General features: G+C 68.6%; 9 protein-coding genes and 7 pseudogenes. 11 read left to right on the top strand and 5 right to left on the bottom strand.

Annotated elements, in window-relative coordinates; genetic code table 11:
• Positions 1-1,103 (top strand): annotated as a pseudogene (locus tag BN4332_RS08190) (cobaltochelatase subunit CobN); the annotation flags it as partial.
• On the opposite strand, the pseudogene BN4332_RS08195 reads toward BN4332_RS08190, so the two are convergent.
• Positions 1,078-1,398: pseudogene (locus BN4332_RS08195) on the bottom strand (ferredoxin-like domain-containing protein); the annotation flags it as partial. The pseudogenes BN4332_RS08190 and BN4332_RS08195 sit on opposite strands and share 26 nt — an antisense overlap.
• A gap of 354 nt (positions 1,399-1,752) precedes the next feature.
• On the opposite strand from BN4332_RS08195, the pseudogene BN4332_RS08200 reads away from it, so the two are divergent.
• A pseudogene (locus BN4332_RS08200) lies at positions 1,753-2,799 on the top strand (cobaltochelatase subunit CobN); the annotation flags it as partial.
• 2 nt (positions 2,800-2,801) lie between these two features.
• Here the strand turns inward: BN4332_RS08200 and BN4332_RS08205 are convergent.
• Positions 2,802-2,966: pseudogene (locus tag BN4332_RS08205) on the bottom strand (precorrin-8X methylmutase); the annotation flags it as partial.
• Positions 2,967-2,975: 9 nt separating this feature from the next.
• Positions 2,976-3,800 (bottom strand): annotated as a pseudogene (locus BN4332_RS08210) (precorrin-3B synthase); the annotation flags it as partial.
• Between the two features lie 2 nt (positions 3,801-3,802).
• Between BN4332_RS08210 and BN4332_RS08215 the strand changes: the two are divergent.
• The 6 genes and pseudogenes from BN4332_RS08215 to BN4332_RS08240 form a co-directional block, all read left to right on the top strand.
• Positions 3,803-5,164 (top strand): annotated as a pseudogene (locus BN4332_RS08215) (cobaltochelatase subunit CobN); the annotation flags it as partial.
• A 20-nt stretch (positions 5,165-5,184) separates the two neighbouring features.
• The gene (locus BN4332_RS08220; RefSeq protein ID WP_066898002.1) at positions 5,185-5,568 is read left to right on the top strand and encodes a PPOX class F420-dependent oxidoreductase; all 384 of its coding nucleotides are present in this window, start codon (positions 5,185-5,187) and stop codon (positions 5,566-5,568) included.
• Between the two features lie 46 nt (positions 5,569-5,614).
• The gene (locus BN4332_RS08225; RefSeq protein WP_066898003.1) at positions 5,615-6,127 is read left to right on the top strand and encodes an FxsA family protein; all 513 of its coding nucleotides are present in this window, start codon (positions 5,615-5,617) and stop codon (positions 6,125-6,127) included.
• A gap of 17 nt (positions 6,128-6,144) precedes the next feature.
• A pseudogene (locus tag BN4332_RS08230) lies at positions 6,145-6,678 on the top strand (amidohydrolase family protein); the annotation flags it as partial.
• 22 nt (positions 6,679-6,700) lie between these two features.
• Positions 6,701-8,596: an apolipoprotein N-acyltransferase gene (lnt, locus tag BN4332_RS08235; protein WP_096866858.1), complete on the top strand. Its 1,896-nt coding sequence runs from the start codon at positions 6,701-6,703 to the stop codon at positions 8,594-8,596.
• Between the two features lie 9 nt (positions 8,597-8,605).
• Positions 8,606-9,391 (top strand): polyprenol monophosphomannose synthase, encoded by a 786-nt coding sequence (locus tag BN4332_RS08240; protein WP_066898004.1) that lies wholly within the window; start codon positions 8,606-8,608, stop codon positions 9,389-9,391.
• Positions 9,392-9,446: 55 nt separating this feature from the next.
• Here the strand turns inward: BN4332_RS08240 and rbpA are convergent, their stop codons facing one another.
• Positions 9,447-9,785: an RNA polymerase-binding protein RbpA gene (gene rbpA, locus BN4332_RS08245; RefSeq protein WP_003880369.1), complete on the bottom strand. Its 339-nt coding sequence runs from the start codon at positions 9,783-9,785 to the stop codon at positions 9,447-9,449.
• A gap of 125 nt (positions 9,786-9,910) precedes the next feature.
• On the opposite strand from rbpA, the gene BN4332_RS08250 reads away from it, so the two are divergent.
• Complete coding sequence (locus BN4332_RS08250) at positions 9,911-10,249, top strand: hypothetical protein (RefSeq protein ID WP_066898005.1); 339 nt, start codon at positions 9,911-9,913, stop codon at positions 10,247-10,249.
• Here the strand turns inward: BN4332_RS08250 and BN4332_RS08255 are convergent.
• On the bottom strand, positions 10,246-10,959 hold the full coding sequence (locus BN4332_RS08255) for a hypothetical protein (RefSeq protein WP_066898006.1): 714 nt from the start codon (positions 10,957-10,959) through the stop codon (positions 10,246-10,248). The two genes, BN4332_RS08250 and BN4332_RS08255, sit on opposite strands and share 4 nt — an antisense overlap.
• Positions 10,960-11,035: 76 nt before the next feature.
• Between BN4332_RS08255 and BN4332_RS08260 the strand changes: the two genes are divergently transcribed.
• Positions 11,036-12,547 (top strand): carboxylesterase/lipase family protein, encoded by a 1,512-nt coding sequence (locus BN4332_RS08260; RefSeq protein ID WP_066898007.1) that lies wholly within the window; start codon positions 11,036-11,038, stop codon positions 12,545-12,547.
• Positions 12,548-12,612: 65 nt separating this feature from the next.
• Complete coding sequence (locus tag BN4332_RS08265; protein WP_066898025.1) at positions 12,613-14,550, top strand: primary-amine oxidase; 1,938 nt, start codon at positions 12,613-12,615, stop codon at positions 14,548-14,550.
• Positions 14,551-14,555: the final 5 nt, after the last annotated feature.

Here is a 14,555-nt window from a genome sequence, read left to right on the forward strand (position 1 = left end):
GCCCGCCAGTGCGGTCGCGCTGCTGCGCGCCATGCGTGAGGCGGGCTACACGGTCGGTGAGATCCCGGGCCTCGACGCCGAGGACGGCGACGCGCTGATCCACTCGCTGATCGAACGCGGCGGCCAGGACCCCGACTGGCTGACCGACGAGGCACTGGCCGCCAACCCGATTCGGGTGCCGGCCAAGGACTATCGGGCCTGGTTCGCCACGCTGCCCGCCGAGCTCGCCGACGCCGTCGTCGAGCACTGGGGCCCGCCGCCCGGCGAGCTGTTCGTGGACCGCAGCCGCGATCCCGACGGCGAGATCGTCATCGCGGCCATCCGGGCCGGCAACGTGGTGCTGATCGTGCAGCCGCCGCGCGGTTTCGGCGAGAACCCGGTGGCGATCTACCACGACCCCGATCTGCCGCCCAGCCACCACTATCTGGCCGCCTACCGGTGGCTGGACGCCTCGTTCCCCGGCTCGTTCGGTGCGGACGTCGTCGTGCACCTCGGGAAGCACGGCAACCTGGAATGGTTGCCCGGCAAAACCCTCGGCATGAGCGCGGCCTGCGGAACCGACGCGGCGCTCGGCGATCTACCGCTGATCTACCCGTTCCTGGTCAACGATCCGGGGGAGGGCACCCAGGCCAAACGCCGGGCACACGCCACCCTGATCGACCATCTCATCCCGCCGATGGCGCGCGCCGAAACCTACGGCGACATCGCAAAACTCGAGCAACTGCTCGACGAGCACTCCACGGTCTCGGCGCTGGACCCCGGCAAGCTGCCCGCCATCCGTCAGCAGATCTGGACGCTGATGCGCGCGGCCAAGATGGACCACGATCTGGGCCTGGAAGACCGTCCCGACGAAGAGTCCTTCGACGACATGCTGCTGCACGTCGACGGCTGGCTGTGCGAGATCAAGGACGTGCAGATCCGTGACGGCTTGCACGTGCTCGGGCAGAAACCCACCGGTGAAGGCGAACTCGACCTGGTGCTGGCGATCCTGCGGGCCCGGCAGCTGTTCGGCGGCGAGCAGACGGTGCCCGGGCTGCGGCAGGCGCTCGGCCTGACCGAGGACGGTAGCGACGATCGCGCCGCCGTCGACGCCGCCGAGGCCGNCGGGGAGGCCACGATGTTGCGGGCCCGCTCATGGGTCGGTGACGGCACCAGGCCGGCCTCGGCCATGGCTGCGGCGGCCCCGGCGGTATCGGTCACGGCCCGGATCTGGATGTTGCCGCGAGAGGTGAGTTCCATTGCGGGCGAGCCGAACTGCTCGGCAATGTCGGCCAGCGTGGCCAACTGTGACGGCGCGATCATCCCGCCGGGTAGCCGGATCCGCACCAGCGCACCGTCGGCGGCCTGGTGCACCGTGAGTGCACCGGGGCAGGCGTCCTGGTCGCGGGTTCGTGTCATGTTGCCGACCATCCTACTTTCGATTCGGTTTGTGAGATCGGTCACAGGTCTGGAAACCTGTTCGGTCGCTTACAGATCGGCGATTTTCGGCGTGGCGCGCCGTACCGTTTACGGGGGTTCCCGGGACCATCGGTACTGGGAAATCGAAAACCTTGTTCAAGGCTCAGACGAAAGGAGCGACCGATGCTTGCCTTCGGTGCATTCGCCGCATTCATCCTGGTGCTCATCGCGGGCGCAGGTCTGCCGTACCGGCAGTCGTGGCACGACCGCTTCGGCGAAACCCAGCCCTGACCGTTGCCGATCCGTACCGCACCGGCTGCCCCGTCCGAGTAGCTGGTGCGGTACGAATGGGGGGTGTCCCACCCCTCTGAAGAGCCAACCGCCACCGCTGCGAGCGATGCGGCTGCCCCCACCGTCCTGCTGCTGTCGACCTCGGACACCGATCTGATCACTGCCCGCGCCAGCGGCGCCCGCTATCGCTGGGCCAATCCGTCGCGGCTGGTCAGTGGCGAACTCGAGGAGCTGCTCGAGGGCGCCGACATCGCGGTGATCCGCATTCTCGGCGGGTACCGCGCGTGGCAGGACGGCATCGACACCGTGGTCGCCAGCGGACTGCCCACGCTCGTCGTCAGCGGCGAGCAGTCGCCGGATGCCGAGTTGATGGGCCATTCGACCGTTCCGCAGGGTGCGGCCCTGCAGACCCACATCTATCTGGCCCAGGGCGGTGTACACAACCTGGCCAATCTGCACGCCTTCCTGTCCGATACCTTGCTGATGACCGGATTCGGCTTCTCAGCCCCGGTCACGACCCCGAGCTGGGGCATCCTCGAACGGCCGGCCGCCGACACCGATGGCCCTACCGTGGCCGTGCTCTACTACCGGGCCCAGCAACTGGCCGGCAACACCGGCTACGTCGAGGCCCTGTGCGCGGCCATCGAGCAGGCCGGTGGCCGTGCGTTACCGGTGTTCTGCGCCTCGCTGCGCACCGCTGAACCCGAACTCCTCGAACTGCTCGGTACCGCCGATGCCCTGGTCACCACCGTGCTTGCGGCCGGCGGAGCCACCCCGGCGGCCGTCGGCGCCGGTGGAAACGACGACTCGTGGAACGTCGCTCACCTTGCGGCCCTGGACATTCCGATTCTGCAAGGGCTGTGCCTGACCAGCTCGAGGTCGGACTGGGCCACCAATGACGACGGCATGTCGCCGCTGGACGTCGCCACCCAGGTCGCCGTCCCAGAATTCGACGGCCGCATCATCACGGTGCCGTTCTCGTTCAAGGAGATCGACGCCGAAGGTCTGATCTCCTATGTCGCCGACCCCGAGCGCTGTGCGCGGGTGGCGGGCCTGGCCGTGCGTCACGCTCGGCTGCGCGCCATCCCGGCCGCCGAAAAGCGCGTCGCCGNGCTGTAGGACACGTGATCGGCGACGTCCACCTGGCCGCAGGTGTGGATCAACCGGACCACCACCCGCGAAACGTCGTCGGGGAAGCGCGACAGGTTCGCCTCGGCGCGGATCGTCGCGAATGACTGCCGGTAGATCTCGGCGGCGTCACGGATGTAGTCGAGCACCCGCATACCCTACGGGGGCGTGATACGCAGCCGGTATCCGTCCTCACCTGCGACCAGGACGTCCCCGATCGGCGGGCTGCCGCAGGCCCGTTCACAGCCCACGAAATGCCGGTGGACGTCGCGCCGGGGACCGCCACCGTCGGCCGGCGCGGTGTTCCTCGCGGCCTCGGCCGCGTCGGTACGGACATCGGTGACGGATCTCGCGCAACCCGGGCTGCCGGTGCAGGCGCTGACCCGCAGCCACGGCGAATGCTCGTCGAACACCAGACCCAGCGGAGCCAGCACCCGCAGGGACGTGTCCGCGATGCCCTCCTGAACGTCGCACACCAGGACCGACCGCCACGGCGTGATCACCAGGGGCGCCTCGATCGCGGCCAGGAAGCGGGCCACCCGCGCCTGCAACACACCAAGCGGCACGCCCGCACCCAGGGCGACCAGGCCGTCGCGCTGCTCGATCCAGCCGATCGGCGGTGTGACGGTGGGAGGCCATGTCGCACCTGGCCTTGCGTCGGCGGGCAGGCCGGCAAGTAGGGCCGTGCGGTCATCGAGTTCAGTTATCCGCCAAGCCTTTCCGCGGATATCGACAAACCGCCTGGCCACCTCGATCAGTGTCGCCACCGCATCGTCGGTGCCCAGTCGTACCCCGGTGTCGCGTCCGGCGAGCAGCAGCGCGCAGGTGCCGTCGTCGCGGGCATGCACTCCGGCGTCGGCGTCAATCCCGGACACGTCGCCGCGCCCGTCGTCCAGGCTGAACCAGAACCGGCCGGGCAGTCCGGCCAGCGCCGGGTCGGCCTGGATGGCGTGGTCGAGATCAGTGACGAGGGGTCGGATGTCNCGACAAGATCACCGACAACCCGGAGGTGGCCCGCATCCTGCGGTTCGCCGCCACCGAGGTGGTGCCCCGACTGGCCGGCACCGACGGCGAGATCGACCAGGTGCTACGCGCCCTGGCCGGCGGCTTCATCGCCTCGGGCCCGTCCGGATCGCCGCTGCGTGGCCTGGTCAATGTGCTGCCCACCGGACGCAACTTCTACTCGGTGGACCCCAAGGCAGTGCCCTCGAGGCTGGCCTGGGAAACCGGTGTGGCGATGGCGGATTCGCTGCTGGCGCGCTACCGCGACGACTACGGCCGCTGGCCGCAATCGGTGGGTCTGTCGGTGTGGGGCACCTCGGCCATGCGCACCGCCGGAGACGACATCGCCGAAGTGCTCGCCCTGCTCGGGGTGCGGCCGGTGTGGGACGACGCCTCGCGCCGGGTGGTGAACCTGGAACCGATCGACCTCGACGAGTTGGGCCGGCCACGCATCGACGTGACGGTCCGAATCTCCGGGTTCTTCCGCGACGCCTTCCCACACGTGGTGACCATGCTCGACGACGCGGTGGCGCTGGTAGCCGGACTCGACGAGCCGGCCGAGGACAACTACGTGCGCGCGCACGCCCAGGCCGACCTGGCCGAGCACGGCGATCAACGGCGGGCCACCACAAGGATTTTCGGTTCGAAGCCGGGAACCTACGGCGCGGGCCTGTTGCAGCTGATCGACAGCCGCAACTGGCGCGACGACGCCGATCTGGCCGAGGTGTACACCGCATGGGGCGGCTTCGCCTACGGCCGCGGCCTGGACGGTGCGCCCGCGGCCGAGGACATGAACCGGGCTTACCGGCGAATCGCGGTGGCGGCCAAGAACACCGACACCCGCGAACACGACATCGCCGACTCCGACGACTACTTCCAGTATCACGGCGGCATGGTGGCCACGGTGCGGGCGTTGACCGGGCAGGCGCCGGCGGCCTACATCGGCGACAACACCCGTCCGGACGCGGTCCGCACCCGCACGCTGTCGGAGGAGACCAACCGGGTCTTCCGGGCCCGGGTGGTCAACCCGCGCTGGATCACCGCGATGCGCAGACACGGCTACAAGGGCGCCTTCGAGATGGCGGCCACCGTCGACTACCTGTTCGGTTACGACGCAACCGCGCACGTGATGGCCGACTGGATGTATGAGCGGCTGTCGGCCGAGTACGTGCTCGACGACGAGAACCGTAAGTTCATGGCCGAATCCAACCCGTGGGCGTTGCACGGCATGGCCGAAAGGCTGCTGGAGGCCGCGGGCCGCGGCATGTGGGCGCAGCCCGAGCAGGCCACGATCGACGGGCTGCGTCAGGTGCTGCTGGAAACAGAGGGCGAGCTGGAAGGGTGACCAGACAGTAGATTCACCTCATGGCTCTCACCTTCGCCGATGTCGCCAAGGCCGATTACGTTCTGCTGACCACGTTCACCAAGGACGGCAGGCCCAAGCCGACCGCGATCTGGGCCGCGCCGTCGCCCGACGGGTTGGTCGTCATCACCCAGGAGAAGTCCTGGAAGGTCAAGCGGATCCGCAACACCCCGCGGGTCACCGTGGCGGTGTGTGACGTGCGGGGCAATCCGAAGAGCGAGGCGGTCGAGGCCGTCGCCGAGATCCTGCCGAAATCCGCGAACGGCTCGACCTACGACGCGATCGGCAAGCGCTACGGACTGCTCGGCAAGACGTTCAACGTCTTTTCCAAGCTGCGTGGAGGCATGCAGAACAATGTCTCGATCCTGCTCAAACCGGCGAACTAGCGCGGGATGGCCGGAACCGAATCGCCCGCCAAATCGTTGAGGTCACATGGCTAAGCGGCTGTTCCTCATCTACGCCGTCCTCGAGATGGCGGTCCTCGTCGCGCTGGCGGCGACGATCGGTTTCGGGTGGACGGTCCTGGTGCTCGCGGCGACGTTCGTCCTCGGGCTGGCACTGGCGGGTTCACAGCTCAACCGGCAGATCCGCCGGCTGCGCACCGGCCTGTCCGGTGGGCTGCCGGATACCCAGGGCGCGTTGTCCGACAGCGTGCTGGTGGCGCTGGGCACCGTGCTGGTGGTCATCCCGGGCCTGGCCAGTTCGGTCATCGGCGCTCTGTTGCTGCTGCCGCCGACGCGGGCGGCCGCCCGTCCCGCACTCGCGGGCCTGGTCGCCCGGCGGGTTCCGCTGATCGTCTCGGTGCCCGCCGGTTTCGGCCGGCCGGCCGGTACCGCTGGTTATCGCCACGGAGCGGGCGACTACATTGACGGCGAAGTCATCGACGTCACCGACTTCAACGAAAAGACCGAAGTCGACCCGTACCGCCTGCCTCCCAACGCCTAACAGCCAGCCGAAACAGTTTGACCACTCTCCTGATCAACGGGCGAATCCACAGCCCCAGCAACCCCGACGCGACCGCCTTCGCCGTGCGCGACGGGGTAGTGGCGTGGCTGGGTAGTGACGACGTCGGCCGGTCTCAGTATCCCGACGCCGAGATCATCGACCTCGACGGCGGCTTCGTGGCCCCCGCATTCGTCGACAGCCACGTCCACCTCACCGCGACCGGCCTGAACCTGCACGGCCTGGACCTGCGCGGCGCCACCTCGTTGCGGCAGTGTCTGCAGCTGGTCGCTGATTACGCGCGTCGCAATCCGGACGGGCCGGTGTGGGGTCATGGATGGGACGAGTCGGGCTGGCCGGAACGAACCGGGCCCAGCACGGAGGATCTCGACGCGGTGCTGGGGGATCGGCCCGCCTATCTGGCCCGGGTCGACGTCCATTCGGCCGCGGCGACCACCGCTCTGCGCAAGCTGGCGCCCGCCCTGGACCAGGCCACCGGCTTCCACCCGCAGCGTGCGCTCACCGCCGAGGCGCACCACGTGGTGCGCGCGGCCGCNCACCGGGGTGTCGTCATCCATGGCCGCTGAACGCCCCTCCGCCAAAGGCAGACCGGGCCGGCCACGGCCGGGACCGAACGAGGTCACCGATGTGATCCCCGCCGTCGAGGACGACGATCTCGCCGAACTCGACGAGCTGGACGACGAGACGTTCGGGGATCTGGACGAGGACGTCACCGGCGACCCGGTCGCCGACATCGACCCCGACGACGACCCCGAGGATCGCGAATACCGCCTGACCGCGGACGGCACCGCGGACCGCTGGTCGGTGGTGGCGGCCAGGGCCTCGCGGTTCGGCCGGGGCACGGCGGCGCGATGGGCACAGCTCAGTGCCGCGGTCGGCGGCGGACTGGCGTTGTGCCTGAGCTATCCGTCGACCGGCTGGTGGTGGGCGGCCTTCATCGGGGTGGCGCTGCTGGGCTGGGTCCTGACCCTGCCCTCCACCACCCGGGCCGGCGGCTTCGGCTACGGGTTCCTGTTCGGCCTGGCGTTCTATGTGCCGCTGCTGCCGTGGATCAGCGGTTTGGTCGGGGCGGTGCCGTGGCTCGCGCTGTCGGCGACGGAGGCCCTGTTCTGCGGGCTGTTCGGCCTGTCGGCGGTCGTGGTCCGGAGATTGCCGGGCTGGCCGGTGTGGTTCGCCGCGTTGTGGGTCGCCCAGGAATGGCTCAAATCGACCGTGCCGTTCGGTGGATTTCCTTGGGGCGTGGTCGGATTCAGCCAGACCGGTGGACCACTGCTGCCGGTCGCTCGCTGGGGCGGTGCGCCGTTGCTGTCGTTCGCTGTGGTGCTCGTCGGCTTCTGCCTGACCCTGCTGGCCCTGGAGATCGTGCAGTGGTGGAAGCACGGCCACAAACCCGGTTTCCCGGCACCCGCGGTCATGCTGCCCGGTCTGAGTATCACGGTGGTGTTGCTGGCCACGGCGTTGCTCTGGCCCCAGGTCCGTCATTCCGGCATCGGCGCGGGCGATGAACAGACCGTCACCGTGGCGGCCGTGCAGGGCAACGTGCCCCGGCTGGGTCTCGATTTCAACGCCCAGCGCCGGGCGGTGCTCGACAATCACGTGAAAGAGACGCAGCGGCTGGCCGACGATGTTCGTGCCGGAAAGGCCGCACAGCCCATGTTCGTGGTCTGGCCCGAGAACGCCTCGGACATCGACCCGCTGGCCAACGCGGACGCGGCCGCACAGATCACCGCGGCGGCCGACGCCATCGGCGCCCCGATCCTGGTGGGTTCGGTCACCAAGGCCGACGGCTACACCCGGGACAACCCGGTGGCCAACAACACGGTGATCGTGTGGGATCCCGAGCACGGGCCCGGCGAGCGCCACGACAAGAAGATCGTGCAGCCGTTCGGCGAATATCTGCCGTGGCGCGGCTTCTTCAAACATCTGTCGTCGTACGCCGACCGGGCCGGCTACTTCGTGCCGGGTGAGGGCAACGGCGTCGTGCACGCCGCCGGGGTGCCGATCGGGGTGACCACGTGCTGGGAGGTGATCTTCGACCGGGCCGCGCGCGAATCGGTGCTCAGCGGCGCCCAGGTGCTGACGGTGCCCACCAACAACGCCACGTTCGACGCGAACATGAGCGCGCAGCAGTTGGCGTTCGGCAAACTACGCGCCGTCGAGCACGATCGCTACGTCGTGGTCGCCGGCACCACGGGTATCAGCGCGATCATCGCCCCGGACGGGCGGGAGCTGGCCCGCACCGAGTTCTTCGAGCCGGCCTACCTGGACCACCAGGTCAGGCTGAAAACCGAGCTGACCCCCGCGACCGAGTGGGGCCCGGTGCTGCAGGTGGTGCTGGTCACGCTCGGTCTCGGAGCCGTTGTTGCGGCGTTGGCCATGTCGATGCTGCACAATGGAGGGTTCGTGCAAAGAATGTTGAGGCGTCGCACCGGCGAAGGCCCGCGACGATGAAGGAGCCACATGACAGTCCCTGGTGACGGAGCGCGCCCCCAGGACGGTGAACGCCCGAGTCAGCGCACCCTGGTGATCATTCCGACCTACAACGAGCGGGAGAACCTGCCGCTGATCGTCGGGCGAGTGCATCACGCCAATCCTGAGGTCCACATCCTCGTCGTCGACGACGGCAGCCCGGACGGCACCGGGCAGTTGGCCGACGAGCTGGCGCTGGCCGATCCGGACCGGGTGCACGTGATGCACCGGACCAGCAAAGCGGGCCTCGGTGCGGCGTACCTGGCCGGGTTCGCCTGGGGGCTGGGTCGCGGGTACTCGGTGCTGGTCGAGATGGACGCCGACGGCAGCCACGCTCCCGAGGAACTGAACCGGCTGTTGGACGCCGTCGATGCCGGGGCCGACCTGGCCATCGGTTCGCGGTATGTCTCCGGCGGCACGGTGCGCAACTGGCCGGTTCGTCGGTTGGTCCTGTCGAAGACCGCCAACACCTACTCGCGGCTTCTTCTGGGGGTCGGCATCCACGACATCACCGCCGGGTACCGCGCCTACCGGCGCGAGGTGCTGGAGAAGATCGACCTGTCCGCGGTGGATTCCAAGGGCTACTGCTTCCAGATCGACCTGACCTGGCGCGCCATCAACAACGGTTTCAAGGTCGTCGAGGTGCCTATCACGTTCACCGAACGTGAGCTCGGCGTCTCGAAGATGAGTGGTTCCAACATCCGCGAGGCCATGTTCAAGGTCGCGGAGTGGGGTATCCGCGGGCGCTTGGACCGCGCCAGAGGCGTGGTGCGCTGAGACACAAAAAAACCGCGGGCATGCACTGTGTGCATGCCCGCGGTTTTTTATCGGTTCAGCTGCCCCGGCGCTTGGTCTTGATCAGGTCGAGGCGTTCCTTGAGCAGCTCCTCGAGCTCCTCGACGGAACGACGCTCCAGCAGCATGTCCCAGTGGGTACGCGGCGGCTTGACCTTTTTCGGCTCGGGCACGTCACCCTCGATGAGGGTGCCCTCAAGGCCGTTGCGGCACAGCCAGGTGCCGGGGATCTCGGCGTCGTCGGCGAACGGGACGTCGAACTCCTCGCCGTTCTCGGTGCGGTAGCGGGCGACCTGACGCGGCGCCAGGTCATGGTTGCGGTCGGTCTCGTAGCTCACGGCTCCGAGGCGACTGCCTCGCAGGACACGATCAGCCATCGTCAACACTCCTCATTCACGCGAATTTGTCCGGACGTTTCAACGCTGCGTGGCGTTGCTGAGTTCCCGACTCGACCCCTCATGATACGCCGATCACAATCAACCTCCGTCTACAGTCGTGACCCATGGCGCGCCACCACAGACAGAACCGCCCGCAGCCGTGCCGATGGTGCGGACGTGAGGTCGCAGACGCGCAGATGGGGCGCCGTCGCCAGTACTGCAGGCAATCGTGCCGTCAGCGCGCCTACGAACAGCGAGCCATGGTCAAGGGCACCTCGTTGGCCCCGGATTCGGTGGTGCTCAGCGCGGACGAGGCGGCCCAGCTGGCCGACCGGGTGTATCAGGTCCGGTGCGCGGCCGAGGACGTGGCCATCGCGGTGGACGAGGGCGCCGGGACCGAGGAACTGCGGCAGCTGTGCGATGCGCTGTTGCAGGCGGCCAAGGCTGCCGACGGCTGGCGCTAGTCCGGCGGGCAGCTGAGTTGGCGTCCGACCCCCACCGGCGGGGCAACCGGTTTGAGGCAGCCCAGCGGTTCCACGCCGGAGGCGTTCAGTAGCACCCCCGACTGGTGCGCGTAGTTGACGCACACCAGGGAGGTGGCATCCGCGCGGCACCGGTAGTCGCCGAACGCCAGCGAGTTGCCCTCGGCGAGTTCGGCGCCGTCGCCGTAGCCGAACCGGCCCGGATCTCCGTGCAGCGAGCCGATGTCCACGGTCGCGCCGGCGAAATCCACCCAGCCCGGTATCCATTGGCCCTCGACATCGCCCGGCTTGGACGGCAGATCGCCGGCCTGAATCAGGCACGCCAGTTGTCCATTGACGTTCTTGTCGGTCGCGCACCGCGCGGTGCCCGACGGCGCGACGAACGCGACGTCCTCGCCCAGGTTCGTGGTCTGGCCCTCGCGCGTGGCGGTGTGGAAGCCGGAGGGATCGGCCGGGGTGCCGGCCTCCACCCACTTGATCACCCGGCTCATCGGGGTCCCGGGCGCCGGGGCCGTGGTGGGCAGCGGCGAGGTCGTCGTCGTGGTGGGCGTGGTGGTCTTGGTGTGTGGGGCGCCGGCCGGCATCGACATCCGGGGCTGCGAGGTCGGCTGCGACTCGCTCCCTCCCGACGAGCAGGCCGCCACGACGGCTGCCGAAAGCACAGCAGCCCCAACAGTCACAACGGTGCGCATACCCGCAAGGCTAGCGGTCGCGTGTCACGCCCACCGCGTGTCCGTCCGCACCGGTGAAGTTCGATACGGTCGGTTCATGCACGAGCGGACAGTCCGGGCAAAGATCAGTACGGGCATCGTCGAGGGCTTCACGCAGGACGGTGTACACCGTTGGCGCTCCATCCCTTACGCCAAACCTCCGGTGGGCCCGCTGCGGCTACGAGCGCCGGAGCCGGCCGAGCCGTGGCCGGGGGTTCGCTACTGCCACGGGTTCGGTTACTGCGCGCCCCAGCAACGTCGCTACACGCTCGTCGGCGTCGGCAAGCACCAGCCGATGAGCGAGGACTGCCTGACCCTCAACGTGGTGGCGCCGGAGAAAGCGGGTGATGACGGCCCACTGCCGGTGATGTTCTTCGTGCACGGCGGTGGCTACATCCTGGGCAGCTCGGCCACCCCGGTCTACGACGGCGCCGCCCTCGCCCGCCGGGGCTGCGTGTTCGTCTCGGTCAACTACCGGCTCGGCATGCTCGGCTGCGTCGAACTGTCCTCGTTGTCGACGCCCGAGCATCCGATCGACGACAACTTGTTCTTGCGTGATCTCGTGCTGGCGCTGCGCTGGGTGCGGGACAACATCGCGGTGTTCGGCGGGGACCCGGAGAACGTGACGATCTTCGGCGAGAGTGCGGGCGCGCACGCGGTCGCGACCCTGCTGGCGGTGCCCGAAGCCGAAGGGCTGTTCGCCCAGGTGATCTCGGAGAGCCCGGCCAGCGGCATGGTCAGCTCCGCCGACGCGGCCGCCCGGCTGGCCGGCCAGCTGGCCGAGATGCTCACTCCCGGTGGAGGATCGGCGGCCGCCGCGCTCAAGTCCGCCCGCCCGGCCGAGCTGGGCCGGGCCCTGGAGGCCCTGATCGACCGCGGTCAGACCGACATGCCGGGCGCCTTTCCGGTCGGGCCGACGTTCGGCACCGAGTACCTGCCGGTCGACCCGGTCACCGCGATGGCCGAGGGTAGCGCGCACCGCGTTCCGCTGATCGTGGGCAACAATGCCGACGAGGGGCGGCTGTTCACCCGGTTCCTGCAGTTGCTGCCGACCAACGAGCCGATGATCGAGAAGTTGTTCTCCGCTACGGATCCCGAGGATCGCCGCCGGATCGTCGCGGCCTATCCCGACTATCCGAGCAGTGCCGCCTGCGTGCGTCTGGGTGGCGACTTCGCCTTCGCGTCAGCCACCTGGCAGATCGCCGAGGCGCACAGCCGGCATGCGCCCACCTTCGTGTACCGCTACGACTACGCGCCCCGGACCCTGCACTGGGCGGGGCTCGGCGCCACGCACGCGATGGAACTGCTGGCCGTGTTCGACACCTACCACACCACGTACGGCGCCTTGCTGACCGCGGTGGGCGACCGCCGGTCGGCCCGCAAGGTGAGCCGTGACGTGCAGCGGCGGTGGCGGGAGTTCACCCGGACCGGCACGCCGGGCCCGGGCTGGCCGGACTATGACGTCGACGACCGGGCGGTGTACGTCTTCGATCGCAGCCCACGGGTCGAATTCGATCCCCGTGCCGAGCGGCGAAAGGCCTGGGAAGGTTTCACGCTCGCCCAGCGCTGAGTTCGTCGCAGGCACTCTGGGCGATTCGCTGCAGCCGCAGCCCGGGATGTGGTTGCGTGATCGGTGTGGAACACCCTCTGGATCCGCTGTCGGCCGACGAGTTTCGCGCGGTGGCAGCGATATTGCGGCGCGAGCACGGGGTCGGTGACGGTTGGCGGGTCGCCTCGGTCGAACTCGTCGAGCCGAGCAAGGCCGAACTGGCCGGCTTCGACGGTGATGGTGTCACTCCCGCCCGGCGCGCTGCCGTCATCTGCCTGGACCGGGCGGCGAACGCCACCTACAAGGGCGTGGTGTCACTGACCGACGACCGGGTGGAGAACTTCGACCACGTGCCCGGGGTGCAGGCCAACTTCACCGTCGATGAGTTCGTCGAATGCGACGAGGTGCTGCGGCGGCATCCCGACGTGATCGCCGCGCTGGCCAAACGCGGCATCACCGACCTGGACAACGTGTTCATGGACACCTGGACCTACGGCGACGCGGTCGCGCCGCCGGAATACCGTGACCGGCGGCTGGGGTGGTCGGATACCTGGTACAAACAGGCGCCGGGCGCCAATCCGTATGCCCATCCGATCAGCGGGCTGCACTGCGTGATCGACGTCAACACCATGGAGGTGTTGCGGGTCGAGGATGACGGCAGCGCCGAGATGCCCAGTGTGATGGGCGAATACGTACCCCACCACATTCCCGAGCGCATCCGGTCCAGCTGGCGGCGGGAGCCGCTCACGCCGCTGAACATCACCCAGCCCGAGGGGCCGTCCTTCGCCCTCGACGGAAACCTGCTGCGGTGGCAGAACTGGTCGCTGCGGGTCGGGTTCAACCATCGCGAGGGGATGACGCTGCACACCGTGCGGTACCGCGACGGCGACGTGAATCGCTCGGTGGCACACCGGATGTCATTCGCCGAGATGGTGGTTCCGTACCGGGATCCGTCGGTCGACCACTATCGGCGCACCGCCTTCGATATCGGCGAGTGGGGTCTGGGATTCATGACCACCTCGCTGGAGCTCGGCTGCGACTGCCTGGGCGAAATCCGTTATCTCGACGCGGTTCTGCATGACAGCTCGGGTGAGCCGTACACCATCACCAACGCGATCTGCATCCACGAGGAAGACAACGCCGTGCTGTGGAAGCACGTCGACCACGACGCCGGGGCGGAGGTGCGCCGGATGCGCAGGCTCACCCTGTCCTTCCACGTCACCGTCGCCAACTACGAATACCTGGTGTACTGGCGGCTGTATCAGGACGGCAACATCGAATGCGAGGTCCGCGCCACCGGGATCATGGTCACCACACCGGTGCCGGCCGGCCGTGCCCACCCCAACGGGACGCTTGTCGACGAGCGCACCTACGCGCCGTTCCACCAACACTTCCTGATCGCCCGGCTCGATCTGGACATCGACGGTCCCGACAACACGGTCTACATGACGGAGTCGCACGCCGAACCGATCAACCCGGACAACCCGTACGGGCTGTCGTTGGTGGTGCGCAATCAGGCGCTGCGCACCGAGCAGGAGGGTCGTCAGGACGTCAACTTCGCCACCCAGCGGGCCTGGAAGGTGGTCAACACCAACGTCGTCAACGGTCTGGGCACCCACCCGTCCTACAAGCTGGTGCCCACCGGGGCCATCCCGGCGATGTTCGATGCTTCCTCTCCGGTGCTCAAGCGCGCCAACGTCATCGGCCACACCCTGTGGGTCACCCCGAACCACCCCGGCGAACGCTGGCCGGCGGGGGAGTTCGTCAACCAGTCCGTGGCGGACACCGGGCTGGGTGAGTGGACCAAGGCCAACCGGTCGATCGAGAACACCGACGTGGTGCTCTGGTACGTGTTCGGCATCCACCACATCACCCGCCCCGAGGACTGGCCCGTGATGCCCGTCGACGTCGTGTCCTTCTGGCTCAAGCCGTTCGGCTTCTTCGATCGCAACCCGGCACTCGATGTTCCGGCCACCCCGCCCGACGCCTGCGCGCACACCCACGCCACGGCCGCACATCATTAGTTGAC

It is taken from the genome of Mycolicibacterium houstonense (assembly GCF_900078665.2).
Taxonomy (GTDB): Bacteria; Actinomycetota; Actinomycetes; order Mycobacteriales; family Mycobacteriaceae; genus Mycobacterium; species Mycobacterium houstonense.